Source organism: Sandaracinus amylolyticus (genome assembly GCF_021631985.1).
Taxonomy (GTDB): Bacteria; Myxococcota_A; Polyangia; order Polyangiales; family Sandaracinaceae; genus Sandaracinus; species Sandaracinus amylolyticus_A.
Map to the genome: position 1 here is coordinate 7988615 of NZ_CP070225.1, position 15168 is coordinate 8003782.

11 protein-coding genes are annotated in these 15168 nt (G+C 72.9%); 5 read left to right on the forward strand and 6 right to left on the reverse strand.

Annotated features, from left to right (window positions below; translation table 11 throughout):
- Window positions 1–25: 25 nt before the first annotated feature.
- The 3 genes from I5071_RS33785 to ligA form a co-directional block, all read right to left on the reverse strand.
- A complete protein-coding gene (locus I5071_RS33785) occupies window positions 26–766 on the reverse strand; it encodes a DUF6544 family protein (protein ID WP_236517410.1) in 741 nt (246 codons plus the stop codon).
- 367 nt (window positions 767–1133) lie between these two features.
- The gene (locus I5071_RS33790; protein ID WP_236517411.1) at window positions 1134–1379 is read right to left on the reverse strand and encodes a hypothetical protein; all 246 of its coding nucleotides are present in this window, start codon (window positions 1377–1379) and stop codon (window positions 1134–1136) included.
- Complete coding sequence (gene ligA, locus I5071_RS33795) at window positions 1376–3484, reverse strand: NAD-dependent DNA ligase LigA (RefSeq protein WP_236517412.1); 2109 nt, start codon at window positions 3482–3484, stop codon at window positions 1376–1378. The genes I5071_RS33790 and ligA overlap by 4 nt, the downstream gene beginning before the upstream one ends.
- A gap of 191 nt (window positions 3485–3675) precedes the next feature.
- Between ligA and I5071_RS33800 the strand changes: the two genes are divergently transcribed.
- Window positions 3676–5586, forward strand: a complete 1911-nt coding sequence (locus tag I5071_RS33800) for a DNA/RNA non-specific endonuclease (RefSeq protein WP_236517413.1) — start codon at window positions 3676–3678, stop codon at window positions 5584–5586.
- 42 nt (window positions 5587–5628) lie between these two features.
- Here I5071_RS33800 and I5071_RS33805 read toward each other — a convergent pair whose 3' ends face one another.
- Window positions 5629–6798, reverse strand: a complete 1170-nt coding sequence (locus tag I5071_RS33805; RefSeq protein ID WP_236517414.1) for a hypothetical protein — start codon at window positions 6796–6798, stop codon at window positions 5629–5631.
- A gap of 262 nt (window positions 6799–7060) precedes the next feature.
- Here I5071_RS33805 and I5071_RS33810 point away from each other — a divergent pair, with 262 nt between their 5' ends.
- From I5071_RS33810 to I5071_RS33820, 3 genes are all read left to right on the forward strand, one after another.
- On the forward strand, window positions 7061–7540 hold the full coding sequence (locus I5071_RS33810) for a hypothetical protein (RefSeq protein WP_236517415.1): 480 nt from the start codon (window positions 7061–7063) through the stop codon (window positions 7538–7540).
- Between the two features lie 7 nt (window positions 7541–7547).
- Window positions 7548–7802 carry a DUF3072 domain-containing protein gene (locus tag I5071_RS33815; protein WP_236517416.1) on the forward strand — a complete coding sequence of 85 codons (255 nt, stop codon included), beginning with the start codon at window positions 7548–7550 and terminating at the stop codon, window positions 7800–7802.
- Window positions 7803–7883: 81 nt separating this feature from the next.
- Window positions 7884–12077: a hypothetical protein gene (locus tag I5071_RS33820; RefSeq protein ID WP_236517417.1), complete on the forward strand. Its 4194-nt coding sequence runs from the start codon at window positions 7884–7886 to the stop codon at window positions 12075–12077.
- Window positions 12078–12172: 95 nt separating this feature from the next.
- On the opposite strand, the gene I5071_RS33825 is transcribed toward I5071_RS33820, so the two are convergent.
- The gene (locus I5071_RS33825; RefSeq protein WP_236517418.1) at window positions 12173–13552 is read right to left on the reverse strand and encodes a hypothetical protein; all 1380 of its coding nucleotides are present in this window, start codon (window positions 13550–13552) and stop codon (window positions 12173–12175) included.
- A 59-nt stretch (window positions 13553–13611) separates the two neighbouring features.
- Between I5071_RS33825 and I5071_RS33830 the strand changes: the two genes are divergently transcribed.
- Complete coding sequence (locus I5071_RS33830; RefSeq protein WP_236517419.1) at window positions 13612–14493, forward strand: hypothetical protein; 882 nt, start codon at window positions 13612–13614, stop codon at window positions 14491–14493.
- Between the two features lie 128 nt (window positions 14494–14621).
- Here the strand turns inward: I5071_RS33830 and I5071_RS33835 are convergent, their stop codons facing one another.
- Complete coding sequence (locus I5071_RS33835; protein WP_236517420.1) at window positions 14622–15155, reverse strand: hemerythrin domain-containing protein; 534 nt, start codon at window positions 15153–15155, stop codon at window positions 14622–14624.
- Between the last annotated feature and the right edge of the window lie 13 nt (window positions 15156–15168).

Below are 15168 nucleotides of genomic sequence, written 5' to 3' on the forward strand. Positions count from 1 at the left end.
CGACTCGAGCGACCTTGGGCGTGCTTCAGCGATACGTCGCGTGATCGATCGTCGCGCGGAAGAACTCACCTTCGTCCCACCGCGACGTCCCGAAGAACCATCCGACGCGCACGCGCGACGGGATCGTGAAGCCCTCGAACGTGCGCTCGTCCTCGATCACCCCGCCGAACGGGAACGTCGACGAGGTTCCCTTCTGCTCGGGATCACCCCATCGATCGAACACGATCTCGCGCAGCGCGCCGCGCTCGTCGACGCCGAGCTCGACGTGCCCGCTCTCGCCGTGGATCGAGACCTTCACATCGGCGTGCGCATCGTCGCGCGCGCGCCACTCGACGCCGGTGAGGATCGACGGCAACCAGATCGTCTCCGCCTGCGCGCGTCCCGCCGCCGAGCGCGACACGTCGGCGCCCGACGCGCGCGCCACCGGGATCACACCGAGCAGTCGCCAGTCGAGCGCGCCCGCCCCGTCGACCCAGCGATCCGATCCCCGCACCGGCAGGCCCTTCATCCGCACCCGGGCGCGCCACACGAACCCGCGCGCCGCGTGGATCACCTGCTCCGCGTCGAAGGGGCTCCACGCGCCACCGAGCTTGATCTCGCCGTGCATCACGAGCCGCACCGCATGCGCGAGCGGCGTCCCCTCGGCGATCGCATGACGCAGATACCGCTGCGCAGGCGCAGGCAGGTGCGCGACCGAGCGCGCATCGAACGGCGCACCGCGCGCGACCGTGTCGTCCCAGAGCTCCTCGAGCGCACGATCCGCCATCCTCACCACCTACCCACGCAGCCCCAACGCGCTCGCACCAATTCCCGCGCAACGCGCGCACACGCGCGAAGCGCGGTGCTACTCGCGAGCGTCCGAGCCGCGCGAACAGCGCGGATCGGTCGCGAGCCTCCCCAGCCTCCCCAACGAGACGGCAGAACCGCGGTACCGGGCGCGGGGTGAGGGTGCCGGCGCCCTCACGCAGCGGGTCGGGTAGACGGCAACGCGAGATCGTCGGCGAGCGAGCGGAGTGCGCGAGCAGCGCACGCAGCGAGCGAAGCTCCGCGACCCGAACCTCCCACCGCCACAGTCCGGCAGCCGCGAGTACCGGGCGCCGGCACCCTCACCCCGCGCCTCTCGCCGAAGCCTCTCAAGCCAATCGCATCAGCGCGCCTTCGGGCAGCTCGATCGACTGCTGGGACACGCGCCCTTCACCGAGCTCGATCGAGAAGAAGAACGTCGGCGCCCCGCCCATCCCCGCATCGTGCTCGAAGCGCCCGGTGATCCATCCGCCCGAGCAGCAGAGCTCGACGATGTCGCCGCCGGATAATGAGCGATCGTTCAAGAACCACCGCTCGACGCCGTGCCGCAGCCCCCGGCGCAACGAGCCCGTCATCCGCCGAGCATCCTGAGGAGCTCCGCCTCGTCGATCACCGCGACGCCGAGCTCCTTCGCCCTCTCGAGCTTGCTGCCCGCGTCCTCGCCCGCGAGGACGAAGTCGGTCTTCTTGCTCACCGAGCCCGAGACCTTGCCGCCCGCGGCCTTGATCATGTCGCCCGCCTGATCGCGCTTGAGCGTCGGCAGCGTGCCGGTGAGCACGAACGTCTTGCCCGCGACGCCCTCGACGTCGGCGCGCGCCGCGCTCGACGCCTCGAGCTTCACGCCCGCGCTCGCGAGCCCCGCGAAGATCTCGCGCAGCGTGGGCGAGTCGAGCTCGGTGAAGATGCTGTCCGCCGTCTTCCGCGCGAGCCCCTCGATCGCGCCGTTGCCCCCCTCGGGCGCGACCACCGCGATCGCGCTGTCGTCGCCGCTCGCGTAGCGATGCGCGAAGTCGCGCAGCTTCTCGTAGCTGCCGAAGTACGACGCGAGATCCTCGCTCATCGTCTCGCCGACGTGACGGATCGCGAGCCCGGCGAGCACCTTCGACAAGCCACGACCCTTCGCGGCCTCGAGCGAGCGCACCACGTTCTCCGCGCTCTTCTTGCCCATGCGCTCGAGCGACGAGAGCTGCTCCACCGTGAGCCCGAAGAGCTGATCGGGCGTGCGCACGCCGAGCTTGTCGACCACCTGATCGATCAGCGACTCACCGAGCCCGTCGATCGCCATCTGGCGGCGACCCGCGAAGTGCTTGAGCTTCTCGCGCACCTTCGAGGGGCAGAGCTCGTTCGGGCAGCTCACGAAGATCTCTTCGACGACGACCGGCGTCTCGCAGTCCGGGCAGTGCGTCGGGCGCACGATCGGTCGCGCGTCCGCGGTGCGCCGCGCGCGATCGACGTCGACGACCTGGGGGATGATGTCGCCCGCCTTCTCGACGAACACGAAGTCGCCGAGGCGGATGTCCTTGCGCTCGATCTCCACGAAGTTGTGGAGCGACGCGCGCCCCACCGTCGTGCCCGCGAGCTGCACCGGATCGAGCTGCGCGACCGGCGTGATCTTGCCGGTCTTGCCCACGCTGAGCTCGACCCCGAGCAGCTTGGTCGCCTTGCGCTCGGGCGGGAACTTGTAGGCGATGCCCCAGTGCGGGTGGTGCCCCGTCGCACCGAGCTGCGCGTAGTGCCGCAGCTCCTCGATCTTGATGACCATCCCGTCGATGTCGAACTCGAGCGTGCCGCGCCGCGCTCCGAACTCACCGCAGTACGCGAGCACGCTCTCGGCGTCGCCGAGCACGCGCACCAGCTCGAGGTAGACCGGCGCGCCCATCTCCGAGAGCCACTTCAGCACGCCGCTCTGGGTGCTCGGCAGCGTGATGCCCTCGGCCCACGGCACCTGGTAGAGGAACGACGTGATGCCGACGTGCTCGAGCCCGTCGACCTCCTTGCGCTTGATCATCCCGGCGCAGCCGTTGCGCGGGTTCGCGATCGTCTCCTCGCCCGCTTCCTTCAGCTTCGCGTTGTAGGCGTCGAAGCGCGCGCGCGGCCAGTAGAGCTCGCCGCGCACCTCGAGCGAGCCCTTCGGGCCGTCGATCTTCGCGGGCACCGCGCGCGCCTGCTTCACCTGCTTCGTGATGTCGTCGCCCTTGCGACCATCACCGCGCGTCACCGCGCGCACGAGCTTGCCGTGCTCGTAGAGCAACGAGACGCTGATGCCGTCGATCTTCGGCTCGACGAAGAGCGGCAGCGTGGCGCTCGCTGCGAGCTCGAGATCCTTGCGGCGCCGATCGACCCACTGCCCGAGCTGCTCGGCGATCGGCATCGCCTCGCCCTTGCTGTCCTTGCGGTTCGGCGTGAGCTTCTCGAGCGAGAGCATCGGCACGCGATGCTCGACCTCCTGGAAGCCCTCGGTGTGCTGCTCCGCGCCCGGCGCCGAGTCGAGCCGCTCCGCGGCCGGCACCTTCAGCGCATCGGCGAGCTCGGAGTAGCGATCGATCATCTCGTCGAACGCCGAGTCGGGGATCTCGGGACGACCCTCGCGATAGATCTTCTCGTGATAGCGAATCTGCGTCGCGAGCTCCTCGAGCTCGATGCGCATGCGGTGGGTGTCGGGGCTCTCGTTCTTGCTCATCGCGATGCTCGTCCGGACCGCGCAGTCTACATCGCGGACGGCACACATCTTCCGCGCGCGCGGGGCACGCGGCGCGCGGCTCGGCCAATCGCCCCCAGGAGCGTCCGACCGCGGGAGTTTCGCGTGCGTTCGCAGCTCATCGAGCATCTCGCGGGGTGCCCGCGATCGCGCGGGCCGAAAAGGGGGGAAGGATGGGAGACGAACGAGAGTCGTCCGCGACGACGACGTTCCCGCATCACGGGCTCCGCAGCGAGCTGCGTCATCGCGCCCGAGCGCTCGCCGGATCGCTGCGCTTCCGCGGGTTCGACGAGGAGCTCGAGGAGCTCGCGCGGGCCAAGACCGATCGCGACGTCGAGGATGCGATCGCGAAGAGCACGAAGCTCGAGAAGATCGTCCGCGCCACCGAGCGTCCCGCGCTGCTGGTGCGCGAGGACGCGTTCGAGACGCCGGTCCTCGCCGGGCTGCTCGCGTTGATCGAGGGCGCGCGCACCGCGATCGAGACTGCGCTGCTCTCGGTGGGCCGCGTGGAGATGCTCGAAGGGCCGGACCGCGGGATGGTCGGCACCGCGTGGATGATCGCGCCGCGGGTCGCGGTGACGAACCGCCACGTCGCGCTGTGGTTCGCGCGCCGCGCGAGCGACGGCACGTTCCCGTTCCGCAAGACCGTCGAGGGGCGCACCCAGGAGGTCGTGCTCGACTTCCGCGAGGACGTCACGCGCAGCCAGAGGGAGTTCCCGGTGACGCGCGTGATCTACATCGCGCCCGACGACGACAGCGCGCCCGACGTCGCGCTGCTCGAGGTCGCCCCGCGCGCCGATCGCGCGCTTCCGGCGCCGATCCCGCTGCACCAGGACGAGCCGCTGGTGGGGCAGTCGATCGCGGTGATCGGCTATCCCGCGCGCGACTCCGAGGAGGTCGATCAGGAGGCGATGAACCGCCTCTTCGGCCTCGACTACGAGGTGAAGCGCGTGTCGCCCGGACAGGTGATCGGCACGAGCGCGGCGCAGCCGGCGATCTTCGCGCACGACGCGACGACGCTCGGCGGCAATTCGGGATCGTGCTCGCTCGATCTCGACACCGGTGCCGCGATGGGCCTGCACTTCTCGGGGGTCTCGCGGGTCGCGAACTACGCAGTGCGCGCGCGGACGCTCCTCGATCTGCTCGAGGAGCTCGAGATCGAGGTGCCGGCGCCGATGACCCGCCCGACGCGGGTGATCCCGACCAACGGCGTCGCCGCGGCGCCTCCCGCTCCCGATGGCGAAGAAGCGCGACGTCGCGAAGCCGCGCTGGCGACCGAGCTCGACGCGCGCAACGGCTACGACCCCGCGTTCCTCGGCGCGGCGCGCAGAGTGCCGCTCCCCCAGCCGGTCGCCGAGCGCATGCGCGAGATGCTGCAGCGCGACGACGGATCGCTGCGCGAGCTGAAGTACGCGAACTTCTCGATCTACCAGAACGCCGATCGCGGCTTCCCGATGATCTCCGGCGTGCACATCGACGGCACCAAGCTGCGGCGCGTCCCGCGTGCGCGCGACTGGCGGCTCGATCCCCGCGTGCCCGCGGCCTCGCAGCGCGGCGCGACGCTCTACGCGAACAACGATCTCGATCGCGGCCACGTCGTGCGTCGTCTCGATCCGGTCTGGGGCGAGCTCGCGACGCAGGCGAACACCGACACGTTCTTCTACACGAACTCGGTGCCCCAGCAGCACGTGTTCAACGACGAGGTGTGGGGCGATCTCGAGGACTACATCCTCGACTCGGCGAGCCAGGACGGGAAGCTGCTGGTGCTCACCGGGCCGGTGCTCGCGAGCGACGATCCGCCGTATCGCGACGCGCTGATCCCGCGTCGGTTCTGGAAGATCGTGGGGTGGCGCAAGGACGAGGCGCTGAAGATCGCGGGCTTCGTGCTCGACCAGGACGAGTTCCTCGGCGACATCGAGTTCAACCCGTTCCGGTTCTCGACGTACCAGACCTCGCTCGGCGAGATCGCGCGCATCGCGGGCATCACGTTCGCGGCGAACGTGAAGAGCGCCGACGTGCTCGCGGGCGAGGCGACGGCGCGACGCATCGTGCTGCGCCGCGCGTCGCACATGCGGCTCGGGTGAGATCGCAGCGCGGCCCCGGAGCGCCGGGGCCGCGCGTCGTGATCACTGGAGCTCGGGCACGCTGCACATGAGCGCGATCGCGTCGAGCGAGTCACCGGCGCGGATCACCGCGCCGCGCGCGATCGATCCCGCGGGGCACGCCGACTCGGCGAACGCCGTTCCGCCGCTGCCGCCGATCGACGGTCGCGCCGCGGGCGTGCCGATCGCGATCGCGAGCGACGCGCCGCTGCCCGTGACCGTGAGGCTCGCGCACGAGATCGTGATGCTGTCGACGAGCGCGCCGCGGCGTCCGGCGAACGCGGTGACGATCTCGCCGGGCGCGCAGCGGGTGCTGGTCATGACGGGTCCGACGTGCCCGCCGCGCAGCGGCAGGGTGGCGCCGGCGCCGATCGACACCGTGTAGCCGCCGCTGCCATCGGGCGTGAGCGCGGGCGTGCCGCACACCGCGGCGAGGCGCTGGAAGTAGCCGTTCGCCGAGCTGAGGAGCCCGTCGAAGCCGATCAACACCTGGCCCTCGGGGCACGCGTCGTCGTAGCGCGTGCCGCCCGTCGTGTTGCCGCGCATCGGCGACTCGACGCCCGGCGGGAACGCGAGGATCGGATCGTCGCAGGTCGTGGCCACGCCCTCGCACACGCCCGCGGTGCACACGTCGTCGGTGGTGCAGCGATCGCCGTCGTCGCATCCGGTGTCGTCGGGGCGCGGCGTCGGGGCGCACGCGCCGGTCGCGTCGCAGGTGCCGACGTTGCAGGCGTCGTCCATCGACGAGCAGTCGACCGCGGTCCCGCCGCAGGTGCCGGCGGTGCACACGTCGTCCTCGGTGCAGGCGTCGCCGTCGTCGCAGTCGGTGTCGTCGGGGCGCGGCATCGTCCCGCAGGTTCCGTCGCCGGGATCGCACACGCCGACGACGCACGGACCGTCCATCGCCGAGCAGTCGACGCCGGTGCACGGCGAGCCCGCGTCGCTGCCCGCGTCGGGCGCGCCGGAGTCGGGGAGGCCGGCGTCGATCGCGCTCGCGTCACGACCCGAGTCGAGCGGAGGCGCCGCATCCACCGGCGCGGCGTCGATCGCGGGCACCTGCGCGTCGACGCTCGCGCCGGCGTCGAGGCGCCCTGCGTCCACGCGCCGCCCGCCCCCGTCGTCGTCGTCCGCGGTGCACGCCGCGCCCCATGTCCCGATCACCACGATCGCCAAGCAGCTCCGAAGCTTCCCCACGCGTACCTCCACGACCCGGCGCGCTCGTTGCGGCCGCAAACGATCGGCGCTCGGTGGCGCGGGAGGGGGCGCTTCGCGCCCGAGCGGGTCTCGGCCGCGTGACGCGGGCGTCTCTTTTCACACGCCGGAAACAATCCGTGCAGCGCCGGTGCGGGAAGTCGCGCACCACCGCACGTTTCGCGGGTCGATCGTCGCGTTGACGACGCCGGGGCGCAGGTCGTCTCCTCGGGCGCGTGGAGCGGATGAACGAAGAGTCGGCGCCGTGATCGCGGAGCTCGAGGCCACGCTGGTCGACGGGATCGCGCCGCGCGAGCGCGTGCTGGCGTGGGTGCGGACGTTCGATCTCGCGGTGGCGCGCGAGCCCGAGGCGCGCATCGCGCTCACCACCGCGATGGTCGCCGCGGGACGCGCGCTGCTCGAAGCCGGAGTGCTCGAGCTCGACACGAACGTGCGCGCGACGATCGACGCCGCGGAGCGCTACCTCGAGGCACCGGGGGACGCGTCGTGGGCGGTGTACGAGGACGCGGCGACCGCGAGCTATCCGTTCGGCTCGGGCGAGGGCTGCTTCGCGATCGCGGAGCTCGCGAGCTCGTGCGCGGCGGGGAGCGGCTGCCACAGCGGGTCGGGCGCGCTGTACTTCGTGGCGCTGGCGATCGGCGACGAGCGTCTCGTCGACGCAGTGCGTCCTGCGCTCGCGTCGTGGTGCGCGCGAGCACGCGCGGCACGAACGCTGCTGCGGTGATCGGCGCATGGAGCATCCGAAGAAGCCGGTGGCGGGCCGCGACTTCGATCCTCGTCGGAGCAACCTCGAGAAGGATCCCGACGACTGGGTCAGCGGCGACGATCCGATGACCGACGCCCAGTCGTCGTATCTCGCGACGCTCTGCGAGCAGGCCCACGAGGAGTTCGAGCCGCACCTCACGAAGGCCGAGGCGAGCAAGCGCATCGACGCGCTGCGCGCGAAGCTCGGACTGCCCGATCATCACCGTCACGACGTGCACTGATCCGCGGGGCGGCGCGCCTCACCGGGGCGTCCCGATCCGCGCGCTTGTTGCGGGCTCGTTCGTCGTGTGACGCTGGCGCGCATGACGCGCCTCTCGTGGTCGCTGCTCGTCCTCGCGCTCGTGCTCCCGTCGGCTGCGCACGCGCAAGCGCCGCTCGCGCCGAGCGACGTGCCGGCACCGCTCCAGCCGTGGATCCCGTGGGCGCTCGACGGGATGGAGACCTACGGCTGCACGTTCATGCCCGATGGCTCGCCGCGCTGCATCTGGCCGGGCGAGCTCGCGCTCGTGGTCGAGCCGGGCGGCGCGACCTTCGTGCTCAGCGTCTCGCTCGATCACGCGAGCGCGGTGACGCTCCCCGGCGACGAGCGACGCTGGCCGCTCGACGTGCGGGTCGACGGACGCGCGGTGCCGGTGCGTCGCGGCGGCGCGCCGCTGGTCGATCTGCCCGCGGGATCGTTCCGCATCGAGGGCCGGTTCACGTGGAGCGAGCAGCCCGAGACGATCGCGATCCCGTCGGAGGTCGGGCGCATCGCGCTGCGCACGCCCGAGGGTGTCGTCACCCGCCCGCGTCGCGATGCGAGCACGCTCTGGCTGCAGACCGCGACCCGCGAGGCCGCGCAGGAGGACACGCTCTCGATCGAGGTGTTCCGGCGGATCGACGACGGCTCGCCGATGCGCATCACCACGCGCATCGCGCTCCGGGTCGGCGGTCGTCCCCGCGAGATCGCGCTGGGTCGCGCGCTGCTCGAGGGCGTCGATCCGATCGCGGTCACGTCGAGCGCGCCGGTGCGCATGAGCGAGGACGGCGAGCTCACGGTGCAGGTGCAGGCGGGCTCGTTCGACGTCGAAGTGGTCGGGGTGCGCGCCTCGCTCGACGCGCCGCTGCGCGCGATCGCGCGCGCCGAGATCTGGCCCGCCGAGGAGATCTGGGTGTGGAGCGCCGACGAGGCGCTGCGCCAGGTCGAGCTCGCGGGCGCGGATCGCATCGATCCCGATCGCACCAACCTGCCCGGCGAGTGGCGCGGGCTGCCGACCTATCTCGCGCCCTCGGGCTCGGCCGAGCTCACGCTGACCACCACCCGCCGGGGCAACCCCGCGCCGCCGCCGAACCAGGTCTCGCTCTCGCGCGAGCTCTGGCTCGATCCCGACGGCGAGGGCCTCACCGGCATCGACGTGCTCAGCGGTCAGATGCACCAGCGGTGGCGCCTCGAGCTCGCGCACGGCGAGCTCGGACGCGCGACGGTCGACGGATCGCCGCACCTGATCTCGACGCTCTCCGACGACGGTCGCGCCGGCGTGGAGCTCCGCCGTCCGACGATCGACGTGCGCGCCGAGTGGCGCGACGACGGGACCAGCAACGTGTTCTCCGCAGTGGGCTGGGACGAGGACGTGCAGAGCCTCGTCGCGACGCTGCACCTCGCGCCGGGGTTCCGACTGATCGCGGCGAGCGGCGTCGATCACGCCGCGACCTGGCTCGATCGCTGGAACCTGTGGGGGCTCTTCTTCGTGCTGGTGATCTCGCTCGCGATCGGAAGGCTCGCCGGGCCGGTCGCGGGCGCGACGTCGCTCGCGGTGCTCGTGCTCTCGTACCACGCGCCCGATGCGCCGTTCCTGGTGTGGATCCCGCTGGTGATCACGCTCGCGCTCGCGAAGGCGCTGCCGCGCGGATGGATGCGCGAGTCGATGCGCTACGCGTTCCACGTCTGCTTCGCGCTGCTCTGCCTGCTCGTCGTGTACTTCGCGGGCTACGAGCTGCGCCGTGGGATCTGGCCCTACGCCGATCCCGGCGCGCCGGCGTACGAGCTGCGCGAGGAGGAGGAGGTCAGCTCGTTCGACTACCCGACGAGCACCGTCGCGCCCTCGGCACCCGCCGCCGAGCCGATGATGGCCGACGACGCCGAGGGCGGGGGCGGACGGCGGAGCTACCGCGGCGGTGAGTCCGACGAGATCGGCGGGCTCTTCGGCAGCAGCGGCGACGTGTCGCGCAGCCCGAACCTCTGGTCGTACGAGCCCAACGCGGTGCTGCAGACCGGGCCCGGCGTGCCCTCGTGGCAGTCCCGCGGTGGTCAGACGATCACGCTCTCGTGGGATGGCCCGGTGACCCACGACACCGAGGTGCGGCTCTGGCTCGTCACGCCGCTCGAGAACGGGGTGCTCGCGATCCTCGAGGTCGCGCTCTTCGGGCTCTTCCTCTACTTCCTCTATCGCGCCCGTCCTCAGCCGCCTCCGCCGAGCGCCGAGGCGAGCGCGCCGGCGCCGATCGCCGCGGCCGCGGTGCTGCTCGCGATCGTGATCGCGCCCCCGACGATCGTGCGCGCCCAGGACGCATACGAGCCCTCGCCGCAGATGATCGAGCAGCTGCGCACCCGCCTCACCCGCGCGCCGCGCTGCGCCCCGAATTGCGCGGATCTCGCGGCCGCGACGATCTCGATCGCGGGCGCTCGGCTGGTGATCGATCTCGACGTGCAGGCGAGCGCGCTGTCCGCAGTGCCGCTGCCCGGACCGCTCGACGCGTGGTCGCCCGCGACCATCACGATCGACGGCGGCGCGACCACTGCCGCGGCGCGGGCCGACGACGGCTATCTCTACGCGCGCGTGCCCTCGGGCGCGCACCGGGTGCGGCTCGAGGGTGCGCTGCCCTCGAGCGACGCGTTCACGCTCGCGTTCGCCGCGGCGCCCCATCACGCGCAGGTGAGCGCGGCGGGCTGGGAGGTCGACGGGCTCTCGGGCGGCGATCGCATCGGCAGCTCGATCCAGCTGCGACGCTCGGTCGGCAGCGAGCCCGGTGAGGGCGAAGGCGAGAGCGGTGGCGGCGCGTCGATCCGCGTCGTGCCGTGGCTCGCGCTCGAGCGCTCGTTCGCGCTCGGCATCCGCTGGGAGGCGACCACCACGGTGCGTCGTACTTCGGCGATCGGCGCGCCGATCGTCGCGCGCATCCCGCTCCTGCCCGGCGAGTCGGTGCTCTCGTCGGATCTCACGGTCGAGAACGGCGTGGTCGTGGTGACGCTCGGCGGCACCGAGACCGAGCGCTCGTGGTCGAGCGTGCTCACGCCGCGCGAGTCGCTCGTGCTCACCGCGCCGGAGAACGAGCGCCGCAGCGAGACCTGGCGGGTGTCGTGCGGCACCGTGTGGCGCTGCGAGACGCGCGAGCTCGACCCGGTGAGCATCGAGCAGGACGGGATGTGGCAGCCCCAGTTCCGCCCCTTCCCCGGCGACACGCTGCACGTCGACGTCGCGCGCCTTCCCGCGGCGCAGGGCCAGTCGATGACGATCGACGGAGCGCGCCTCACGCTGCGCCCCGGCGAGCGGCTGACGATCGCGACGCTCTCGCTCGACGCCCGCAGCAGCGTGGGCTCGACCCAGACGATCACGCTGCCCGAGGGCGCGGTGCTGCAGTCGGTGATGGTCGGCGGCGAGCGCCGCTCGGTGGAGCAGCGCGATCGTCAGGTGAGCTTGACCATCGCGCCGGGCTCGACGAGCGTGCAGCTCGAGTGGCAGGAGCCGCGCGCGCTCGACGTCGTGTACCGCACGTCGCCGGTGACGCTCTCGGGCGGCGCGGTGAACACGACCGTCGTGATCGAGCGGCCGAGCCGGTGGACGCTCTGGCTGAGCGGTCCGGCGTGGGGCCCGGTGGTCCTCTTCTGGCCGTACCTGCTGGTGCTGCTCGTGGTGTCGATCGCGCTGGCGCGCGTGCTCGCGCCGCGTGATGGAACGCGGGCGGGCGTCAGCGCGCTCGACTGGGCGCTGCTCGGCCTCGGGCTCTCGCAGCTGCCGTGGCAGATCGTGTGGATCGTCCCGAGCTGGGTCGCGCTGATCGAGTGGCGGCGCCGCACCCCGAACCTCAGCGCGGGTTGGTCGGATCTCCGCCAGCTCGTGATCCTCGGCTGGACGCTGATCACCGCGATCGTGCTCTACGCGGCGATCCACGTCGGGCTGCTGGTCGATCCCGACACCTCGATCGCGCCCGACGTCTACAGCGGGCTCGAGTGGTACGTCGATCGTGTCGACGGGCCCGAGGCGTCACTGCCGATCGCGACGATGATCTCGGTGCCGACCTGGACCTATCACGTCGTGATGCTGCTCTGGTCGCTCTGGCTGGCCGCGCGCCTCATCGCGTGGTCGCGCTGGGCGTTCGCGGCGTTCGTCGCGGGCGGCATGTGGAGGACCTGGCCCCCGAAGAAGCCCGCCGCTCCGCCGCCCGCGCCCGCACCGGCCGCGCCCGCACCGGCCGTGCCGAGCCCGCCCATCGAGCCTCCGCCGTCGGGCGAAGGCTGACGTCACGCACCGGAGTGCTCGTCCCGCCGGTCCCGGACGGGAGCGCGCGACGCGCGCGGACGGCAGGGACCGGCGGGCGAGCCGATATTTCGACGTCAGGGCCCGGGCGTGACGAGCGCCCCGGCGCCCGCGCCCCAGCACTCGATCGCGTCGTCGGTGCGCAGCGCGCAGTCGACCGGGTAGAACGGCGCGATCTGCACGATCCCCTCGAGCGCGGCGGGACGCACGCCGAGCGCCGCGCCCCAGCAGGTCGCGGTGCCGTCGGCGTGCACCGCGCAGGTGCGCGGACCACCGGTCGTGATCCGGGTCGCGGGAGGCATGCCCTCCGGCACCTCGAGCTGTCCGTCGCCGTCCGAGCCCCAGCACCGCACGCCGCCCGCGTCGTCGCGCGCGCAGGCGTGCGTGGTGCCGACCGAGACCTGCACGATCGCGCCGAGGTCGCTCGGGACCACGTCGGTGCCGTCGGCGTAGCGCCCGCCCCAGCACGTGACGTCGCCGAGCTCGTCGACCGCGCAGGCGCTGGTCATGCCGACCGCGACGTCGACGGTCGGCGCGAGCCCGGCCGGCGGCGTGAGCGGGTCCTGGAAGGCCGGAGCCCAGCACCGGACACCGCCCGCGTCGTCGCGCGCGCAGGTGTTCGACCCGTCGGGCCCGCCCGCGAGCTGCACGATCGTCCCGAGATCCGCGGGGGCGACCGGCCCGGCGCCCCAGCACGTCACGTCCCCCGCGGCGTCCAGCGCGCAGGTGTGAGTGCTGCTGGCCGCGAGCTGCACGACGTCGGTCAGCGACGAGGGCACGTTCGTCTGCCCGTCGCGGCTCGCGCCCCAGCACCGCACGGCGCCGGTGTCGTCGAGCGCGCAGAGGTGCCCGGCGCCGACCGCGATCTGCACCAGCGACGGGCACGGCGTGCCGGGATCGCGATCGCGGTCGCGCCAGTCGCAGCGCATCGGCGGGGTGTCGCCGCCGGCGCAGAACTCGCCGGGGATGCAGGCGCGGCAGCTCGCGTCGGAGGTCGCGGTGCCGGCGGTGCGCAGCACCTCGCCGACGTCGCAGACGCGGTGGGGCAGACACAGCCGATCACGGGTGGCGCTCGATGCGGCGGCCTCCCACTCGCCGGCCTCGCAGGTCGAGAGCGGCGCGCAGAGTCGATCGCGCGACGCGCTCGGGGGCGCGAGCTCGTACTCGGCCGCGCTGCACGCGGTGATCGCGCGGCAGCGGCGATCGTCGGTCGCGGTCGGCGCCGCGATCTCGTACTCGGTCGCGGCGCAGGTCGTGTGGGCGCGACAGACGCGATCGCTGTAGGCGGTCGGCGGCGCGGCTTCGTGCTCGCCGTCGCCGCACGCCGTGTGGGCTTCGCAATCGAGCCCGGGCCCCGGGCGGAAATGGCCGGCGGGACAGGGCTCGTCGGCGGGTGGGTCGTTGCCGTCGCAGGCGACTGTGAAGAGCGCGAACGCGAGCAGGAGGCGGTGATGCATGCCCATGACCCCTATCACGGACTGCTCCTCGCCCGCTGCACCGGGCTACCGTCGCGCCCATGGCGACCAAGAAGAAGAGCCCCACCAAGAAGAAGGCCGCGCCCCCGGCGGCGATCGCGATCGAGGTCTCGCTCGCGGCGAGCTACCCGACCCTCGGCGAGGCGCAGCAGCGCGCGTTCCTCGGCCAGGCGTCGACCGCCAAGTGCGCCGAGCTCGGCGCGCGCACCAAGGCCGAGGGTGTCTATCGCGAGGCCCAGAAGTGGGCGCCGGTCATCCACGCCGCGCTCCAGCAGCACCCAGTGGCGCTGCGGCGCTACGGGCGGGCGCGGTTTGCCTGGTTCCTCCTCTGCCTGCGCGAGCTCGGCGAGGGCGTCGCCGCGCAGAAGGGCCGGCAGTCGAAGGCGACGAGCGCGCGCTCGGCGCTCGAGCGTGCGCTCGACGAGGGCAAGGCGGTGCGCGCCCTGCTCGCCGAGGCGCTCGAGCTCCTCGCGGCGGGCGACCCCAAGGCGGAGGCCGCGTACGGGGCAGCGTTCGGCTCGGCCGAGACCCTCGAGTCGCTGCGCGACTCGCTCGCGGCGCTCGCCGAGCTCGCCGACGCGCAGCTGCGCGCGAGCGATGCGTCGACGCGGGCGCTGGTCGAGTCGGTGGACCTGACGCCGGACGACGTCCGCCTCGCGCGCGAGGCCCACGCCGCGCTCGGCGCGGCGCGCAGCACCCGGTTCGTCGAGGGCACGGCGAGCGGTCAGGACGAGCCGGCGACGAACCGCGCCGAGGGTCGGATGCTCTTCGAGATGCGGCTGGCGATGGGCGTGTTCGAGAGCGCGCACCGCCGCACCGCGCTGGTGCCGCGGCTGGTGCCGGGGCCCGCGACCCGGGCCACCCTCGCGCCGAGCCGAACCGAGCGTGCCGCCCCGAGCGAGCCCGCACCGTCCGAGGCGTGATCGGCGGCGCTGCCCGCCGCCGTGTGAGCGCTCCCGGGAGCCGTGTGAGCGCTCCCGGGAGCCGTGTGAGCGCCCTCCGGCGCCGTGTGACCGCCCCGGGAGCCGTGTGACGGGGCGCGCCGCAGCCGCTACCGGCGGCGCTCCGTCATCTCGACCACGATCGCGCGGCGCTCGCTCTCGGGCAGCGTGTGGATCGCCGGGAAGATCTCGCGCTCCTCGAGCCCGAGGTGGGTCTCCATCGCGACGTCGAGGGTCTCGAGCAAGCGGCGGTGCGACGCGAAGTCGACGACGTGCCCGGGATCGCCCTCGCCCGCCCAGAGCGCCCAGTCGGCGCAGAGCAGATCGATCGCGACGTCGATCGCGCCGTGCTCGTCCATGCGCGCGAGCAGCGCGCGCGCGAGACCGACCGAGCGACGCTCGAGACGCGGCGCGATCGACGCGTCCTCGTCGGCCTCGTGCAGCGGCAGCGCGACCCGGAAGTAGCGCAGCACGGCGCGCGCGCTCTCGCGACGGCGAGACGGATCGCCGGCGCCGGTCGCGAGCCCGCGCGCGTCCACCAGGAAGCGCCGGATGTGCGCGTGACAAGCGGCGAGCCGCCCGACGACGTCGTCGGGCAGATGCGTGGTGGGCGCGGGATCGCGGCGCGAGCGCAGCGGAATCATGCTCGTGGGCAGA